Annotated in this window: 8 protein-coding genes; all 8 read right to left on the minus strand. The window is 41.5% G+C overall.

The genetic code is table 11. The features are described 5' to 3' along the window. Positions 1-9: 9 nt before the first annotated feature. Positions 10-3,021 (minus strand): SusC/RagA family TonB-linked outer membrane protein, encoded by a 3,012-nt coding sequence (locus CBG49_RS00335; RefSeq protein ID WP_088592880.1) that lies wholly within the window; start codon positions 3,019-3,021, stop codon positions 10-12. 211 nt (positions 3,022-3,232) lie between these two features. Next, positions 3,233-6,064 carry a triple tyrosine motif-containing protein gene (locus CBG49_RS00340; protein WP_088592881.1) on the minus strand — a complete coding sequence of 944 codons (2,832 nt, stop codon included), beginning with the start codon at positions 6,062-6,064 and terminating at the stop codon, positions 3,233-3,235. A 155-nt stretch (positions 6,065-6,219) separates the two neighbouring features. Then, positions 6,220-7,074, minus strand: coding sequence for a hypothetical protein (locus tag CBG49_RS00345; protein WP_088592882.1), 855 nt, complete (start codon positions 7,072-7,074; stop codon positions 6,220-6,222). Between the two features lie 69 nt (positions 7,075-7,143). After that, on the minus strand, positions 7,144-8,055 hold the full coding sequence (locus CBG49_RS00350; protein WP_088592883.1) for a hypothetical protein: 912 nt from the start codon (positions 8,053-8,055) through the stop codon (positions 7,144-7,146). Positions 8,056-8,179: 124 nt separating this feature from the next. After that, positions 8,180-9,124: a hypothetical protein gene (locus tag CBG49_RS00355; protein ID WP_088592884.1), complete on the minus strand. Its 945-nt coding sequence runs from the start codon at positions 9,122-9,124 to the stop codon at positions 8,180-8,182. A 172-nt stretch (positions 9,125-9,296) separates the two neighbouring features. After that, positions 9,297-11,042 carry a TonB-dependent receptor gene (locus CBG49_RS00360; protein WP_088592885.1) on the minus strand — a complete coding sequence of 582 codons (1,746 nt, stop codon included), beginning with the start codon at positions 11,040-11,042 and terminating at the stop codon, positions 9,297-9,299. A gap of 64 nt (positions 11,043-11,106) precedes the next feature. Continuing rightward, positions 11,107-14,109: a tetratricopeptide repeat protein gene (locus CBG49_RS00365; protein ID WP_088592886.1), complete on the minus strand. Its 3,003-nt coding sequence runs from the start codon at positions 14,107-14,109 to the stop codon at positions 11,107-11,109. Between the two features lie 90 nt (positions 14,110-14,199). Beyond that, complete coding sequence (locus CBG49_RS00370; RefSeq protein ID WP_088592887.1) at positions 14,200-18,051, minus strand: glycoside hydrolase family 2 TIM barrel-domain containing protein; 3,852 nt, start codon at positions 18,049-18,051, stop codon at positions 14,200-14,202. Positions 18,052-18,140 lie beyond the last annotated feature (89 nt).

The raw sequence follows: 18,140 nt of genomic DNA on the forward strand, positions 1-18,140 counted from the left end.
AATTGTTAATTAAAATGTAAGGTTCACCCCGTAGGTAACAATCATTGGCATAGGGTAGGTGCCGGTATCGATACCGAAAGCCAAAGCTCCTCCACCTATTTCGGGGGTATATCCTGTGTTTTTATGCCAAGTTTTGAGATTTTGTACGTTGGCATAGAAGCGCAATTTCTGTACTTTGAAGCGTTGTACTACTTCTTGTGGCAAGCTATAGCCCAATTGCACGTTGCGGAGGCGGAAAAAGCTACCGTCTTCAATGTAATAAGAGGAGTTTTCACGGTTGATAGCGCGACCGTTATCTATAATAGGCTCCCAATTGGAAGTGCCTTTGCCGTGCCAACGGTTTAAACGGTGGGCTTGGTAGTTGAGAATTGCATAGCCTACTTCGCCCCAACCGCGGTAGATTTCGTTGCCGTAAGCTCCCATAAATTCGGCAGTGAGGTCGAAGCCTTTGTAGCCGAGATTTACACTAAATCCATAAGTGAAATCGGGGGTAGGGTTACCTATCATCGTGCGGTCTTTGCTATCGATTACACCATCGCCGTTCACATCTTCAAATTTGAGATCACCAGGTTTTACGGTAGCGATATTGTTGGTAGGTGAGGTGTCGATATCTTCAAAAGTTTGATACACGCCCTTCACTTTATAGCCGTAGAAGTGCCCAATAGGGTAGCCTTCCAACGTGCGCGCTACGTTTTGATAGCCTTCGTAAAGCGCATCTTTTTCTCCTCTACCAAGTGAAAGCACTTTGTTATCAATTGTGGTGATATTGGCATTTACACCATAGCTAAAACCACTTTCTTTGCGTTGGTCTTGCCAAGAGGCTGAAATCTCCCACCCTTTATTTTCAATTTCGCCGAGGTTTTCCAAAGAGTTTTTTGCTCCTGCTAAGCCACTGAGTAGCACGATAAGGTCTTTGGTTTTCTTGTGATAGTAAACAGGTTCTACACTGAGGCGATTGCCCAAGAATCGGAACTCGGCACCAGCTTCCCACGCATAGGTCTTTTCCCAACCTAAGTTTTGCACTAAATAAGCAGGTGCATAGCCCGTAACGATACGGTCGCCGAATACAGCACTGCCCGAATTGGTGAGCAGAGGGTAAGTAGGATAGTTACGTCCGCCAGTGTTTTGGTTACCTAAAACGCCCCAAGAGCCTTTAAGTTTGAGGTAATCTACCACTTTTTGGTTTTTCATAAAGGCTTCTTCGCTGAGCACCCAGCCAGCCCCGAAGGAATAGAAGTTATCCCACGTATTGCCTAAGCGGTGAAATACGGAGGCACCATCGCGGCGGAAAGAAGCATTGAGGAGATAACGGTTGTCGTAATTGTACAAACCACGTACTAAATACGACATTGTAAAACGCCGATACTGACCAGAACCATTGCTCATATTGCTACCCCCAATTGATGACAACCACCACTTATCGGTATTTTCGGGAATGCCAAACACTATATCGTTAATATTTTGATAGCGAGAGCCTGATATCGAACTGTGTTCGGTGTAATTGGTGGTAAGCCCTCCCATAAAGGTAAGGTTGTGTTTTGCCACTTGTTTTTTGTAGGTAAGGATATAATCCTGCTGGGTGGCAATGGTGGTGGATTTACTCTGATTAATCGTTTCGCGTTCGTTGAGGTTTTCTTTCTTTTGGGTATCGGGGTTATAGACCCAGATGATAGGGGAATATTCGCGGTTTTCGCCTATGCGGTAATCCATAGAAAGGGTAGCCTTAAAGGTGAAGTTTTTAAGGAAATCGAGTTCACCATATACATTGCCCGCCAAACGGTGATTCAAACCTTTGTTGTGATTGGCACGTGTTTCGACATCGATAAGAGGATTCCACACTTGGGCACGCTGGAAGTTAGGCATTATATTTAGCAAACCCGATTGAGTGTCGTAAGGGGCTACAATAGGAGCTGCTTTTAGGGCACTTGCTACCCCTTTGGCATCGATAGGGAGGGTGCGAGAACCATTGGCTTGAAAGCCAAAGCGCAGATAATCGGTTACGTTGTAATCGCTGCTGAGGTTGAGGGTGAGTTTAGAGAGCTTTTCGTGCTTGATAGAGCCCTCTTCATCGGTATAGCCAGCGCCCATATAGAAGCGTCCTTTTTCACCAGAAGTGGCGACACTCACATTATGATTGTACACCCAGGCACGCTGGAAGATTTGGTCTTGCCAATCGGTATTGGCTTGATAGTGCGTATAATCAAACGGTGTAGCACCTTTATTGGCCATATCCTCGTTGTAGAGAGTTTTAAAGCCTTCGGCATCAGTCATTGCAATACGGTCGTTGATGACTTTTAATCCTACGGAAGAATTGATGTTTACGACTGTTTGTCCTTTTTTGGCTTTCTTGGTGGTAATGATAATCACCCCATTAGCCCCACGAACCCCGAAGATTGCGAGAGATGAAGGGTCTTTAAGGATTTCCATAGACTCGATATCCTGCGGGTTGAGGTAGTTGATATTATCGGTAAAGAGCCCATCGACTACGTACAGAGGTGTATAGCCGTTGATAGAGTTTGTACCGCGGATACGTATTTCGGGGTCTTGCCCTGCCCGCCCTGTATTGACAATTTGCACCCCAGCTACCTTCCCTTGTATAGAGGCTAAGGGGTTGGTAGATGGACGGTCAGCAAATTCATCGGTTTTGAGGCTAGCGATAGAGCCCGTGAGGTCTCGTTTTTGAGCTGCCCCATAGCCTATAACAACTACTTCTTTGAGTTGTTGCGTATCTTCTTTGAGCGCAATCTCTAAGTAGTGTCGTCCGGCTACTACTTTTACATTTTGGGTTACCATACCTATGTAGCTAATTTCTAATACATCACCTGGAGAAACTTTATCAAGCGCAAAGTTTCCGTCGAGGTCGGTTGAAACGCCACGGGTTGTACCCTTCACAATTACATTGGCTCCTGGAATAGGGTTTTTAGTCCCTGCTTCAAATACTTTTCCTCTCACCATATTAGGTTGTGCGTAAGCAACAAGAGAAAGAAAGGTCATCAGGAAGAAAAACAATAGCTTTTTCATTTCCGTACGTTTATTAAATAAAATTTGTCGCAAAATTCCTTATTCTTTCTTTTATATGCAAAAAAATGGGTTCGCTTTTACTACTACAATGTTAAAATAATTTGTTAAAGGACTACGTCATTACTACTACAACGATTTGTAACTAATTTATAGTCTTTTGGTTAAGAAGGATTTTTTAGGTAAGAGATAAGAGGTAAGAGGTAAGAAAATATTAATTGAATTGAGCGAAGAAATCGTAAAGATTATCTTCTTCGGCTAATTGGAGCTTTTTGCGCAAGCGATATCGAGCGGTTTCGACACCGCGCAAGGATATATTTTGCATTTCGGCAATTTCCTTAGAGGTATAGTTGAGCCTGATGAGCACTGCCATTCGCAAATCGGTGGGGGTGAGTTGCGGATAGAGTTCTTTCAGTTTTTTGAAGAAATCTTTGTGAATGAGGTCGAAATTTTCTTGGAATACCTGCCATTGGTCTTCTTGAGAAATATTATCGCGTATGTGTTGTAAAATGAGGTTGCTTTTGGCTTTGCTCACTCTTTGGCTATTTAGCAGTGTTTCGAGCTCGGTGACGAGATTGGTAAGGAATTCGTTGCGAGTGATGTTCATCATCGTAGCTTCGGCAAGCGATTTGCTCTTATAGTCTAACTGAGCAATGAGCACTTGGTTTTGTAATTTGGTTACTTCCTGCTCACGAGCTTCTAACAAACGCTGGCGGCGCAAGCGTTCGCGCAAGTAAGAACGCTCTTTTTTCTTCATTTTATAACGCAAGTACAAGGCGGTAACAAGTGCACCAGCGCCTATAAATCCTGCGAAATAGAATATATAAGCCCACACGGTTCTATACCAAGGAGTAATTACCGCGAAGGGAAAAGTATAATGCGATAGGGTTTCACCTAATTCGTTGAGTACCTTTGCTTTTAGCTGATAGTGGCCTGAAGGGAGGTTTTGGTAATTCACTCTAAAATCATTAGCCACTTCACGCCAATGTTTGTCGTAGCCCTCTAACTGATACCACAACTGACAGTGTTCTTTACTGAAATTAGGATACTGAAAATCGAACTGAAGGTTGTTTTTGCTATAAGGAATAGCGATATTAGGGGTGATATTTTCGAGGGTATATAAATCGGTTGAGCGGTTATAGGTACGTAAACTTTTTAAAGTGAGGTTGGTTGGCAGTTTTACGCGAGGTGCTTTTGGGGTATACAGGGCGATGCTACCGTCTAAACAGAAATATGTATTACCTTCAGGAGTTACAAAGGCAGTAGCACGTTCCTCACTTGCGGGGTGCTGCAACTGATTGAAGGCTATTTTTTCTTCTATTTTATATACGCCGTTAGCGAATGCTACTAAATAATAATCGGTGGGGGTGATAAACCAAAAGCGATTGTCGTTCACGGGCACTATATGGTGGGTAGTTGCGAGTTGGGGCAATTGCTCATTGAGGAGGGCATAAGGCAATACATTTTGCTTGTCGTCGTTATACTCAAACCACTGTTGCCCATCGGTAAAGATGATTTTTCCGCGCAATTTCAGCAATTTCAAGGCTTCTTTTGTTTTGAGTTGGTTGTAAGTTACTTTGCGTTGCACGCTTTTGAGGTCTTCGGTAAGAGAGAGTTTACTCACTCCTTTATAGGTATGGTTCGTCCATATATTGCCAAAAGCATCTATTTCAACGCGATAGGTAAGGTCAAAATAGCCATTTACGATATGAGAGGGCACCCATCGATTGGCAGCATCTTTTTTATAAATGGTAAGCACAGAATAGGATGAGCCTACGAGTACTTCCTGACCGTGAATAACGCCTTTTTTTAAGTCCATTCCTCCTACTCCTACATTATCAAGAGGTTGTAAGTGATTACCCATCAATTCCGACACCCCTTTATTATGCCCTACAAATACTTGATGGTCAAACTGCTTGATAAACCACACTTGGTTAGAGAAGTCAGGGATTTTGGAAAGTACCCCCTCCTTAAAGGTATAGACACCTTTGTTAGAAGCTAAATAATAGACATTGTCTTTCAGCACCATATCGCTAATGAGTTCTACCTCGCCATTGAGGTTTAAATATCGCAACCTACTTGGGACTTCAATCATAGCGACACCATTGTCTAAAGCTACCCATAGGTTGTGCTGGGCATCTTCGTAGAGCCCCAAAACAGTGTTGTTATTGAGTCCGTTTTTCTTGTGGATATGGCCGAAAATTTTTCCGTTATGAGGATTGATGGCGTATAAACCTTCGGTGAGTGTTCCTAAAATGAGTAGGTTGTTAGCAGTGAGCAGTGCGCGGTTGATGCGGAGCGAGGGAAAGAGCGCATCCATTTCGGTAGGGAATTTGCGCAATTCGTTTGTAGCGGTGTTGTAGCGGAAGAATCCGTTTTTATTGGTAATCAGTAATAATTCGCCTTGATAGGGGATAATTTCGACTATTATCCCACCGAGTTGTTCGGGGGAGAGTTCTAAATTGAGTTTTTGAGTAGCATCGATGCGGTAAAAACCAGCGTTCATACCCTGCATATAGAGTTTATTGCCGTAGGGGAACATTGCAAAAGGGGCGGGTTGAGGGGTGAAGGCTTGTACGTGAGAGCCGTCGTACACGAAATAAGAAGAGAAGGTTTGGAAATATATTTTATCTTGGTATTTAAAGATTTGCCATACTTCGTCGTTGTGGAATGTATAGTTTTTGAGTTGGTCTTTCAGAGAGGTATATACCAATTGATTTTGGGCGTTACGTTGGAAATAGCCGAATTCTTCAAAAGAGCCTACATATACGCGCAAGTTAGAGATGCTGCTATCGGCGAATACCGAACGAGCAATTTTTTTTTGGGGGAGGTAGTACAATTGCCATACTTGTCCGTCGAAAGTAAGCAGGCCTTGGTTATTGGCGACATATAGTATACCATCCTGACACTGACTCACTTGCCAATTTTGCATACCTGCCTTATATTGAGTTTGAGAGTAGTTGTAGATAGGAGGCAGGAGCGAAAGGTTTTGACTTTGGGTAATAGTGCTAAAGAATGTAAAGAATAAGATAATGAAGCGTTTCATATCTATTGCGTATTAGTGAGCGACAAAGGTAGTAATAATTTTTCAATTTAGCAATTTTAGGGGTTAGGGGATATAAAAAACTTTGCCAAAGGTACGAGCCTCATAGGCAGGAAACTTTGGCAAAGTTTGTAAGGAATTTAATTGTCACTTAGTTTTTAGTAAGTAAGGGTTTGGGTAGCGGTACCTGCTACAGATTTTATAACTATTTGTGTAGGTTTGTTTACATTATTATAGCCATATTCAGCAACTCCTGCTTTATTAGGGAAATTCTTCTGAGCTACATATCTAAACCTTCTGTCATAGTTTATACTCATTTCTACGGGACTTATTGATCCTACTTCAGGGGCTATAATTTTAAAGGCAGGATGCGCATTATAGTTAAGACCTGTAGTATAAGTATAAGTAGCAGTCCAACCTAATGACTTATCTTCTAACAGATTACCATTATCGTCGAAAGTATAAGTATTTGTATTAGTAAAAGTACCTCCTCCATTATCTCGAACTTCTACTTTTGTAGCTATCACTGTATTGTTAACATATTCATATTGAGTAGTTGCAACAGTACCAGCTCCTTCAAATACTAATTTAGCTACTCTATCGTCAGTATCGTAAGAAAAAGTAGAGGTAAAAACACCTCCATACTGACTCATTAGAGTGCGTTCTACTTGTTTCTTTTTGTTATAAGAAAGTTTTAATATAGTAGGAACAGTTCCTGCTTTTTCTTCTTTTACTTCAGTAAGATATTTGTTATTATCGTAAGTAAAAGTGAAAGTTTTAAGACCTTTTTGGGTATTTTGTAAAGTAACTGTTCTAAGCAAGAGGTCTGTTACAGTATAAGTAATGGTAGAGGTGCTTCCGTTTTCTTCTGAAACAATAGTTTTAGGGTAGTCAAAGCCTACGATATAAGGGCTTGCGGGCTCAATACAGGGTCCTGGAGGTGTTTCGTCGTTGTCTTTTTTGCAGGCTACAAGAGTGAGTGCAGCGGCTGCTAATAGTAATAATTTTTTCATTTGTGAGATGTGTTTAAGTTAAAAAAGTAACCCCGTGAGGAGATAGCTCACGGGGTATATAGGTATTTGTTAGTAATAAGTGTATTTGATAGTAGCGAAAGTACCGCCTCCAGCATATTTTTTAAGCACTGTTTTAGGTTTGTTAGTTCCTTGTTTTTCAGTTACTTCATATACATAGATACTACCTCCACCAGAAGTGAGGAAGTTTTTAGATGATTTTACAAAAGCATCATCAACTCCTTGTCCAAGTTGAACACTACTGTGTCGTACAAAAGCTTCTACAACAGCTACCCAACGGAAGTACTCAAAATTGAAATCGTTTAGTAAAGAGGTATCGTAGTTAAAAGAATACTCACCTGTTTGTGTTTTAAGTTCTTTTACGTTGCCATTTTCATAAGTGTATGAATAAGTTTTACCTTGAGGATCTTTCACTACCAAAGCGTTATCAGTATAAGTAAAGGTAGCTGTCCATACGCTACCACCTTCCCAACCATTAAGGTTAGCTCTTACTGTTTTAGAAGTGATACGACCTTTGTTGTCTACTACTACATCATAAGTATCGGACATAGCATCGCGAGATCGTTTGAAATTTACAAGTTTGTTGTTTTGATAAGTAAAATCATACTCTGTTTTTAAGTATCCTTGTCCAGATACATTAGTTTCTAAAGTATACTTTTTAAGATTTTTACCTTCGTAATCAAAAGTTCTTGTTATGGTACCTTCTGTTGATACTTCTACCCAAGCTTTTAGTAGATTATTTTCTACTTTAAAAGTAGTAGTACTTGTTTCTTGACCTGTAACCTCAATAGTTTTTACAAATCCAGCAGGTACAGGAGTAGGTACTTCGGTTTGGGCCCCGTTATTTCCGTTGCCATTACCATTTCCGTTGCCACCACCATTTTGAGATGTAGGCTCGTCGTTGTCTTTTTTGCAGGCTACAACAGTGAGTGCAGCGGCTGCTAATAGTAATAATTTTTTCATTTGTGAGATGTGTTTAAGTTAAAAAAGTAAGTATTCAAAAAGTTTTTGTAAGGGCGTTTGCAAAACGCCCTTACAAATGTGATACAAAATATCATCTATTTTTTAGATAAACTCTACGAAAAGATTAGTAGTTGTAAATAGTTGTTTCAACTACAGTTTTCATATTAGCACCTACCTGTTTCTCATAGGTACATACTCTTTGGGTAACATTACCATCGGCATCATAAGTATAGGTGTAAGTTCTATTTGGATCATAGCCTTTTACAACTGTTTCTTTTTTAAGATTATTAGGTGAGGAAACGAATTTATACTCATCAGCATAACCATTCAAGTACTCATCTTTAAAGAATTTGAACACCCCTTTGCTTTGATAGTTAGGTTTATCATCATATTCAAGGGTATATTCACTCTCTATTGATGAAGGCACTTCTAATACTTTTGTAGAAACAGGGTTACCTTTAGCATCTAAAACATAGATGTAATGCCTATCTTTATAGTTAGGATCAGCATCTTTTTGAACTATCTTGATTTGATTTGCCACTGAGTAGTCATAGGTATAAGATTTATCTTCGTGAGGATCTTTATAGGTACTTGAAATAATTTTATTTTGAGCATTATAATCAAAAGTTCTCGTTAAGGTACCTTTAACAATGGTTGTTAGTTGTCCCTTGCTATTGTAAGAGAATTTTTGAGGTTGCTCTCCACGTCCTTCTATTGAAGTGAGATAGTTCTTGCTGTCATACGCTAATGTGTAAGCAAAATTTTCTCTGTGATTAGATTCACTATCATCAATATTCACAGCTACTTTTTTTAGCAATGAATTCTCAACAGTGTAAGTTACTGTGTTAGTAGCTGTTATTCGTCCACCTACAGTAGTTATTTTAGTGAATGATTTAGGATACTTAAAGTTCACTGTAGTAGGAACTGAACTTTGGTCAGCTGTTACAGTAGGAGTTTGAGTTTGTGGTGTAGGGCCTGGTGCTGGAGGAGGAGTAGGATCACCGCCATTGTCTTTTTTGCAGGCTACAACAGTGAGTGCAGCGGCTGCTAATAGTAATAATTTCTTCATACGTGTGTAAGTATTATAATTAAACGGGGCAAAGGTAACGTTTATTTTTTATACCACGTGTTAAATAAAAGTTAAATCTATCGTTTTTTTTCATTGAGCGATAAAAAACTTTGCCAAAGTTACGGGCTGTGCGGGCTCGAAACTTTGGCAAAGTATGTGATTTTATTACTTGTTATTCTCCTAATTTAAAGATGTATTTGATTCCTGCAAAGGCTTGGATGCTTTGCGATGGGTAATACAACCAGCGGTCGTAACGCTGACCAGCAAGATTATTGGCTTTTAGGAATACTTGCCAATTCTTATTAAAGGTGTAATCGATATGGAAATTCAAATCTAAGTAGCCACCGAGAGTGATTTTCTCGGGCACAGCACTTCCTATTTGATAATCGAGGTCTTCACGGGTACCGGTGTAGAACAAATCTATCCCTGTGAAGAGGTTAGGTAGGATTTTGAAATCGGTGTAGAGGGATACGCGTACGTTAGGGAGATTCCAAGCGGTTTTATCACGCTGGGTACGAGCTTTGTAGTTGTTGTACTGACCTGTAAAATTGAAAGTAACTATATCCTTCAAATTACCACCTATTCCTGCCAAGAACTCGAAATCGCTTACCTCATCGTACAACAAGTTGAAAGAGTTATAGTACTGATATGGCAAGGCTTCTACCCCTAATTGAGGGCGCTCGCTATTGGTGGTAAAAAGGGGCATTTCTTTATATTGACGATAACTTCCTTTTACGCGATATTGCAAATCACTACCTACTTTACCATTTACGCCTACAAAACCATCAACTTGTACGTTTGTAGGTTTGATTTCTTGCATAGGTGCGAGATACGGATTGGCTTTGGTGAGTTTCTCAACGGTGTTTTGCTGCAAACCTCCGCGCACGCCAGCGTGCAATATAGCGCTATCGGTGAGGTTGTAAGAGGCTTCGACATCGGGGTAGGCTTTGAACTTGTTGTCTACTGATTTATTGGCATCGGCATACATTAACGATACGCCTAATTTTACATTGAGGTTATCGATGACTAATTGGTAAGAAGGATTGACTCCAAAGAGCATCCAGCGGTTGGAGATATCGTTGATGAGATTATCTTTGCGGGTAAAACTACCTTCGTAATAATCGACGAGTACATTGGCGTTGATTTTCTGTTCATCGGTGAGAGGAACTTCAAAGGAAGGTTGAGCTTTTACATTGGTTTCCTTGCTTTGGAAATGGTCGGAGAGCCCACGAATAGCGAAATCAATCCCTTTGAAATAAGGGTTCGTCCATTGCAAATAGCCTCCTAATCCATAATCGAAATAGATTTGGTTTACTTCATCTACCTTACCTCGCAAATCGGCATCAGTAAAAGTGTTTTTACGGATTCCGTACCAATTGTGCAAACGTCGAGCTACATCGGCATTGAGCCCCCACAGCACATCTTGACTTTGGTAGTCGTAACGCAATTCGGCTGAGGAGTTGGAATAGTTCATATCGGGGACTACCTCATCGGCATCATCGGAAGAAGAGAGGTGGTTCAGCAAGAAAGAAGCACGCCCATTGTCGTTCACGTGATAGTTGAGATTGGCATCGGCATAGAAGGTATTGAGCATTCCTAAGCCGCCTGCTATATAGGAATCTTGATAATCTTCGCGCACTACTTTCTGTTTTACAGCAGCAGCGCGCCCTTTATCGGGTACGAAAGTGGAGGCAACGGGTACGGAATAAATCGTATAGTTGATTTTTTTCTTCTTTACAGTAAGCGAATCTTTAATTTTAGCATCTTCGCGTTTTTTATCGGCGTCGGCGATAGTAGGGGCATAGGATTTTACTACATCTACCACCTTAGTAGTGAGGCTATCTTTACGGCTTTGGGCTACTGTTGTAGCAGAAGCTAAAGCTAAAAGTATGAGTGTTATATAGGTAATTTTATTCATCTTTTGTTTGTTTTTTTAATTGTTGTTGTCGGACGAGTTGGACGGGGCGAATTGCCATTCGCCCCTACTTTACTGATGAGTTGCTTTTAGCGGCTTCGGCTTTTACAGCGGCGAGCTCTTTTTTAGCTTCGGCAACCACTTCGGGGAACTCTTTGAAGTTTTTCAATACGCTTTCTAAGATGTAAGAGGCTTGATAAGCATCGTTGAGTCCGCGGAAGTTTTTAGCCATCACGATAAGGCTTTTGGCAGCGAATTCTTTATGTCCACCATAATCTTTGGCGATTTTCTGTACGACCTCATTAGAGGCTTTGTAGTTACCATCTTTATTTTTGAAATAAGCATCGTAGTACAAGGCTTCGGCGGCAAGGCTACCGGTAGCAGTTTTTTGTACTTCTTGGTAATACTTACGTGCCTGCTCGTTGTTTCCTGCTTGGGCATAGGCGCGGGCGAGCACTATATAAGCATCGTTTTTGATGCGGGTATCGATAGATTTTTCTTCTAATACTTTATTGGCATATTCTATTGCTTTGTCGTACAATTTCTCGTTGTAGCACACGCGCATTAGGTTGCTTTGCGCATAAGTTCTATTCTGTGCGATGGTAGCGGTTTTTTCGAGTTCCTCAAGATAAGGTTTGGCTTTGAGGTAGCTACCTGCATCAAGCAATATTTGGCACACGCGAGTGAGGGCTTGCTCGCCATACTCGTTAGAACCGCTTTTAGATACATTTTCATAATAGGTAAGCGCTTTGGCTTTCTGTCCGCTATTGAAATAGAGTTGCCCCAAGTAGAATTCGGCGTTGGTGCGGCGTAGTCCATTAGGGAAATCTTTGAGGTATTTCTCGAAAGCGGTGATAGCTTCTTTGCTGTTGTTTTGCAAATATTGGCGTTCAGCAGCTTCATAAGATGCACCTTCCAACTCAAGGTCGGTTACTTCAACATATCCTAAAGTTTTTGCCCAAGCGGCATATTCGTTCACTTTACCCATATCAACATAAATGAGTTTGGCTGAAGCGACCGCTTGTGATGCTTCATTGGTGTTAGGGTAATCCTTAGCAATAGTTTTGAAAAGGGTAAGCGCTTTTTGGTCTTCACCTTTATTATAATACACTAAACCTTCACGCAACATTGCACGAGGCACGAGCACATTGCCTTTGTACTCCTTGATGAGCTGCTGATAGTACTGCACTCCTTTTTCGGTAGCTCCTTTTGACACATAGGCGTTTGCCAACTCAAAGAGGGCATTAGGGCGCAAGTTAGAGCTTTTGTAGTTTTTGATAAAGCGCTCTAAATCTTCAATTTTGCTGGGCAATCGATCGACAAAACCGTAACTAATTGCTTTTTGGTAAGCTGCATAATCTTGGTCGGCTGATTTTGTTTCAATTAGCTTGTTGTAGCCTTCCATTGCAGGCCAGTATTTTCCGGTTACGAAATACGAATCGGCTAAGCGGAGCATAGCATCGTGTTTCCAAACATTATCTTTAGGACTTTGTTTGAGGTATTTTTCGAAATTGACGATTGCTGAAGCGTAGTTGTGTTGATTGAACTGTGAGTATGCTAATCCGTAGAATCCTTTGGGATATTCTTCGGTTTTGGCAGCCGCTGGATTGTTTACAAACTGAGTGTAGTAAGTTTCTGCAGCTTTGTAATCTTTTAGCTGATAAGCCGATTCACCAGCCCAATAAGACGCACGTGCTGAAAGACTTCCGCTACCGGCAATGGCTTTGGTGAGATACTGCAAAGCATCGGTGTATTGGAGTTCGTTGAAGAGTTCCAATCCGCGATAGAAGGCTACTTTTTTGTAGGTTTCTTTATCTTTAGGGTCGTTAGATTTTTCTAACAGACTGATCGCTGCTTGGTAGTTACCAGAAGAGATATAGGAATCGACTAAAAGGGATTGTATTTCTTCTTTATTGTCGTTAGGATAGGCTTGTGCATAGGCTTGCAATACATTAGGCACACTCTCATAAGGGTTCCCAATTTCGTAGCTGAGGCGGGCGTAATTCAAGTGCGCATCTTTTTTAATTTGCTTATCGAAATCCATTTGAGAGGCGTTGCGGAAAGCGTTGAGTGCCTGCTGCTTTTGGTCGGTTTTGAGGTAACATTCGGCTAAGTGATAATAAGCGTTTTGGGCTACATTATCATTACCTCCTACAATTTTGTTAAATTGCTCGATAGCAGCCTTGTAGTCGTTATTTTTATAGAAAGCATATCCTAAATAGTAATAATCGGTATTGGAGAATTTGCCTTTTTTGCCTTTGTAGTTTTGCAAATAAGGGATAGCTTCTTTATATTTTTTCTGATTGAAATAACTTTCGCCTATAATTTTGTTGAGTTCTGATACTTCTTGAGCGCTCTTGGTTTTGGCGAGCTGTTTTTTTCCTTCTTCAATAGCCTCGTCGTAAAGGGCTTGTTTGAAGTACATATTGGCTTGGAAGTAGGATACATTTTTGCTGAGAGTTGCATCGTCTTGCACCTCGCGGAAGTAACTTTCGGCTTTTGCATAATCATCGGAGTCATAGGCTATATACCCCAGATAATACTTGGCATTATCGGCGTATAGAGGGTTGTTCTGCACCGACTCGAAATAAGGTTTTGACTCGGCTTGTTTGCCTGTATGGAAGAGGCAGTAGCCTTTTTGGAAGTTGAAACGCGCTTTTTCGTCGCTTGATACATTGAGTTCATCGATAGCTTCATACCACTCCAAGGCCTCGGCATAGTTACCTTGCTGGAAGTAGAGATTTGCCATTTGCAAGTAAGCTTCGCTACTCATAGGCGACTCGGGGTGATTGACGATGAAGTTGTTCACTAAGGCATCGGCGCCATCCTGATTGAGCAATGCAGCAATAGTGGCTACATAGTATTCACTTTGAGCGCGGATTGCCTTATCGGGGTTGGCGGTTTGCTCTTTGCGGAAGAGGTTTTGCGCAGGCTCATACAACTTGCGATTGTAGAGTTCTACCGCTTTTTGGTATTGCGATTGAGGGTGGGTAATGATTTCGGTTTCTTGTGCCCATAACCACTGACCGAAAGCCATCAGTGAGAGCACTGAAAAAAGTGTTTTTTTCATAATGTTTTACTGTTTAAATATTTAGGAAAAAGGAATAGATGCGGCAAAGATAGTAATAATTTGGGAATTAGGCAAATTAGGGGTTAGGGGTTAGGGGGTTTTACTTAGAATCTGTAGTTCTGCGCCACTTACGTAGTCTTGTCCGTATTGTTCGCTTAGGGCGGTGAATCGCAAATAGCGGGCTTTTACGGGTTTGGCGAAAATGGCTTTTTGGGGTCTGCCGTCTTTTAGCGGGAAAGTACCTTTGTAGATTTCTTCCCAATGTTGCCCGTCGTTACTTACCGACACACTAAAATCCTTTACATCACCGGTTTTGTACTCATCACTGCGGGGTAAGTAACTAATACCTATTATGAGGGTTTCTTTCAGCAGCTCGAAATCTACCCAATGGGGATATTTTGCGACGGTGACACTATAGGCGCTGTGCCATATAGTACTAGGGTCATTGTCAAGCAGATGGGTTGCTTCACCTAAGCCTACTTCCTCACTGCTGGCAAAAATTACTTTCATCGGCACACTTTTATCTTTTTCTAAGTTTGTTACAAAAGCAGGTGCAGGAGTACTGGGGCTCACCTGTGCTTGATCGGCTATTTTTTCATTTTCATCAGTTCCTGAAGTGCGGACTTTTATAGGGCGTATGATAAAGCCGAAATGCGTAGGGCTTGCTGTTACTCTATCGCGGATGAGCGGAGTGGGGCCACAACTGTTACCACCTACCCCCGTAGTGGCAGCGCTGAGTTGCAGATAAGTAGCATCGGACTCAGGCAATTGGTAAGGATGCCCTGCCAAAGTGAGTTGCTGAGGTGAGTGAGCTAAAGCTGAAAAATCCATTGTAGGATTGGCTACCAATAGCACTCCTATTTTGTTATCATCGTTTTTAAGCGCTACCCAACGCGTATCTTGATGATGCCCCATATCCTGCGGTTTGGGGAAAGAAGAACCGCCTTCTGGAAGAGGAGAAGTTACCTCATCATTGTATATTCCTACAAAAGCTCCTGTTTTGCGGTCGGAATAGTTATCTTGAGTACCACGACCGTAGTAAGTGGTATATCTAAATTTTTTAGGTAATTTGAGCTGATAACCTATTTGTGGTAATATAGCTGTTGGCACATTGGAGGCGATAGCCGCTTGTAGCTCAATAGAGCCATCGGGGTAGACAGAGAACACTTGGTTGGTAACAAAGCGGAAATCGTCATTATTAAAAGGTTTATTGGTAAATTCCTCAATATGATGGTCGGCTGCACTAGGTTTACCTACGAGTTGTGCCCCATTAGGCGCTTGTGATTGTACGGTGAAGGCAAAGCTATAACTGCCATTGGCGTTTTTGGTTACTTTGTGTGATAAGGCTTTATGTTGCAGATTGTGTAATCCTTTGGCAAACCACTGCTGGTACGCCCACACATCGTTGTTTAGAAAAGCACGAAAGGCATTGAGTTGAAAATCACTATTTTCTACAATAGGTTGTTCGCCATATTGCAATTTGGCAATGGTGCCTTTTTCAAAATCGAATTGCACAGAGAAGTCTTTACCTGCAAGGGTTTTCTGGTCTTTGCTAAGAGTGAGTTTTTCTCCTTTGGTTACTGAAGCAATAGGTGATTTTTCTACTTTCTTTTCAGGCCAATGGAGTTGTTCAGCTGCTTGTACAAAACCTTTTTTAGCCCAAGGCATATCTTCAGCGAGTTCAAACTCAAAATTGATATAGTAATCGGCATCTTCTTCAGGAAGGTAGTGTATATTTACTCTGTCACTTTTTTGTGGAGGAATAGCGTCTATTGAAAAGTTTCCTTTTTTTATTTCAAAACCGTTTTTGTAGAGTTTCCACACACCTTTTAAATGTGATAAAGTGCGGAAGTAGTTTTTATTAAAAATTTCAAAGATAGGAGGAGACATTATATCCTCTTTAAGAAATGGGGCATATTTAGAAACCGCTACTTCTTGATAGACTTTTTTCACTTCGGCGAGTTGTGGTTTCGGTTTGCGATCGGCGAAAATGAGTCCGTTCATCACAAACTGACCGTCGTTAGGGTAATCGCCGAAATCACCACCATAGCCCTCATAACGAATGCCGTTTTTTGTATAATTATAGATTGATTGGTCTACCCAATCCCAAATTGCACCACCACAGATGTAGTTGCTGCTATCAATCGCTTTCCAATAATCGGCGAGATTGCCCATAGCGTTGCCCATAGAGTGGGCATATTCCGAGATGTGGAAGGGGTATTTGATATCCAATTCATCGGTAGCAGCTTTCTCAACCCACGCTACCGATGGGTATTGGTTAGAGCCCATATCGACGATACTGTTGTTGCGTTCGTACTGCACAGGGCGGCTTTTATCGATGGTTTTCAGGTGGTTGTAAGCTGCTTTGAAGTTGTCGCCAGGGCCTGCTTCATTTCCTAAAGACCAAATCACGACAGAAGGTGCGTTGTAAGTAGCTTCTACCATTTCGGTTACGCGGGCAACGTGTGCATTTTCCCATTCTTTGGGATGTGAGAGCGATTCCTTGCCATAATGATATTCGTGTGACTCGATATTGGCTTCATTTTCTAAATAGATACCATACTTATCGCATAGGTAGAACCAATAAGGATCGGGAGGATAGTGAGAATTGCGCACGTGGTTGATGTTGTTGCGTTTCATCAAGAAGAGGTCTTCTTGCATTTGCTCGTGAGTGAGCGTGTGCCCTTGTGCGGGGTGTGTTTCGTGACGATTTACGCCTTTGAGTTTGATTGGCTGACCATTGAGATAATAGACTTTATCTTTAATCTCTACTTTGCGAAAGCCAAAGTATGATGAGACCGTTTCAACCACTTTGCCTTTTTTATCTAATAATTGAGCGACGAGTACATAGCGATGAGGAGCTTCGGCTGACCATAATTTAGGTTTTTCCACAGCTATAGTAGTGGTGGTTTTACCGAGTGTTTTTGGCGTTAGCACACTTAATGAGGTTTGTGTTTGAACAGCTGTAGGGATTACATCATCTTCATACAGTGCGACTTCATACATCACATAGCGCAATTGATAGTGTTTTGCTGTTTTGGCACTGAGGTTGCGTACTTCAGTATTTATATTTAGTTGCCAAAGGTTTTCATCTTTTGTATCGGTAAGGATGTTCAAATTGAAGATTTGTACTTTTGGGGTAGCGCGCAGGGCGACAGTTCTAAAAATCCCTGGTAAGCGGAACATATCTTGAGATTCGAGGAAAGAGCCATCGGAATTGCGGTACACTTCTACGGCTACTTTATTTTTGCCTTTTTGAAGATAGGGGGTAATATCAAACGAGGCTACATTGCGAGAGTTTTTAGAGAAACCTACATATTTGCCATTGATCCACAGATAGAAGAAAGAGTCTACCCCATCGAAATCGATAAATATTTCGCGTCCGTTCCAGTTGGCAGGGACTTCAAACTCGCGCACGTAGGAACCTACTTCATTGCGATAATCGTAGGTTGTCCAATCTGTTGGAGGCGTGCGCATTACTCCTTTGCGCCAATCGTCGACCTTGCGTTCGTGGTAGAAAATCACGGGTTGGTTCACATAGATAGGCAGACCATATTTCAGCGATCCGTTTTTTTGGATACCATAGACATTCCAATTAGACGGTACGGGAATAGCATCCCATTTTGAGGTATCGTAATCGGTTTTATAGAAGTCTTTAGGGCGCTGCTCTGGGGTTTTGCACCAATGGAATCGCCATTGCCCATTGAGGGATTGCCAATAGGGAGTATACTCGGGCAATACTTGTGTGGCTTGTTTTTCGTTGTTGAACGAAAAGAAGTAGGCTCGCGGATATTCCTTGTTAAGGGATAGGTTTTCGGGTGATTGCCACTCGTCACCTGTAGGGACAACAGGGTTGCCATAAGCGAAGCCTGCTAAGGTTTTGTGTTGGGCAGTAGCTGAAATGGTAGCGACTAATGTAAAGGCTAAAAAGTAGTTTTTCATTTGTTGTAAGTTTGTTGAAAGCCCCCGAACCCCCGAAGGGGGACTATCCGTAAAAGTGATTGTATATCAGTTGTGGGGGAGTATCCAAA

The sequence above is a fragment of the Capnocytophaga endodontalis genome (assembly GCF_002209445.1).
GTDB lineage: Bacteria > Bacteroidota > Bacteroidia > Flavobacteriales > Flavobacteriaceae > Capnocytophaga > Capnocytophaga periodontitidis.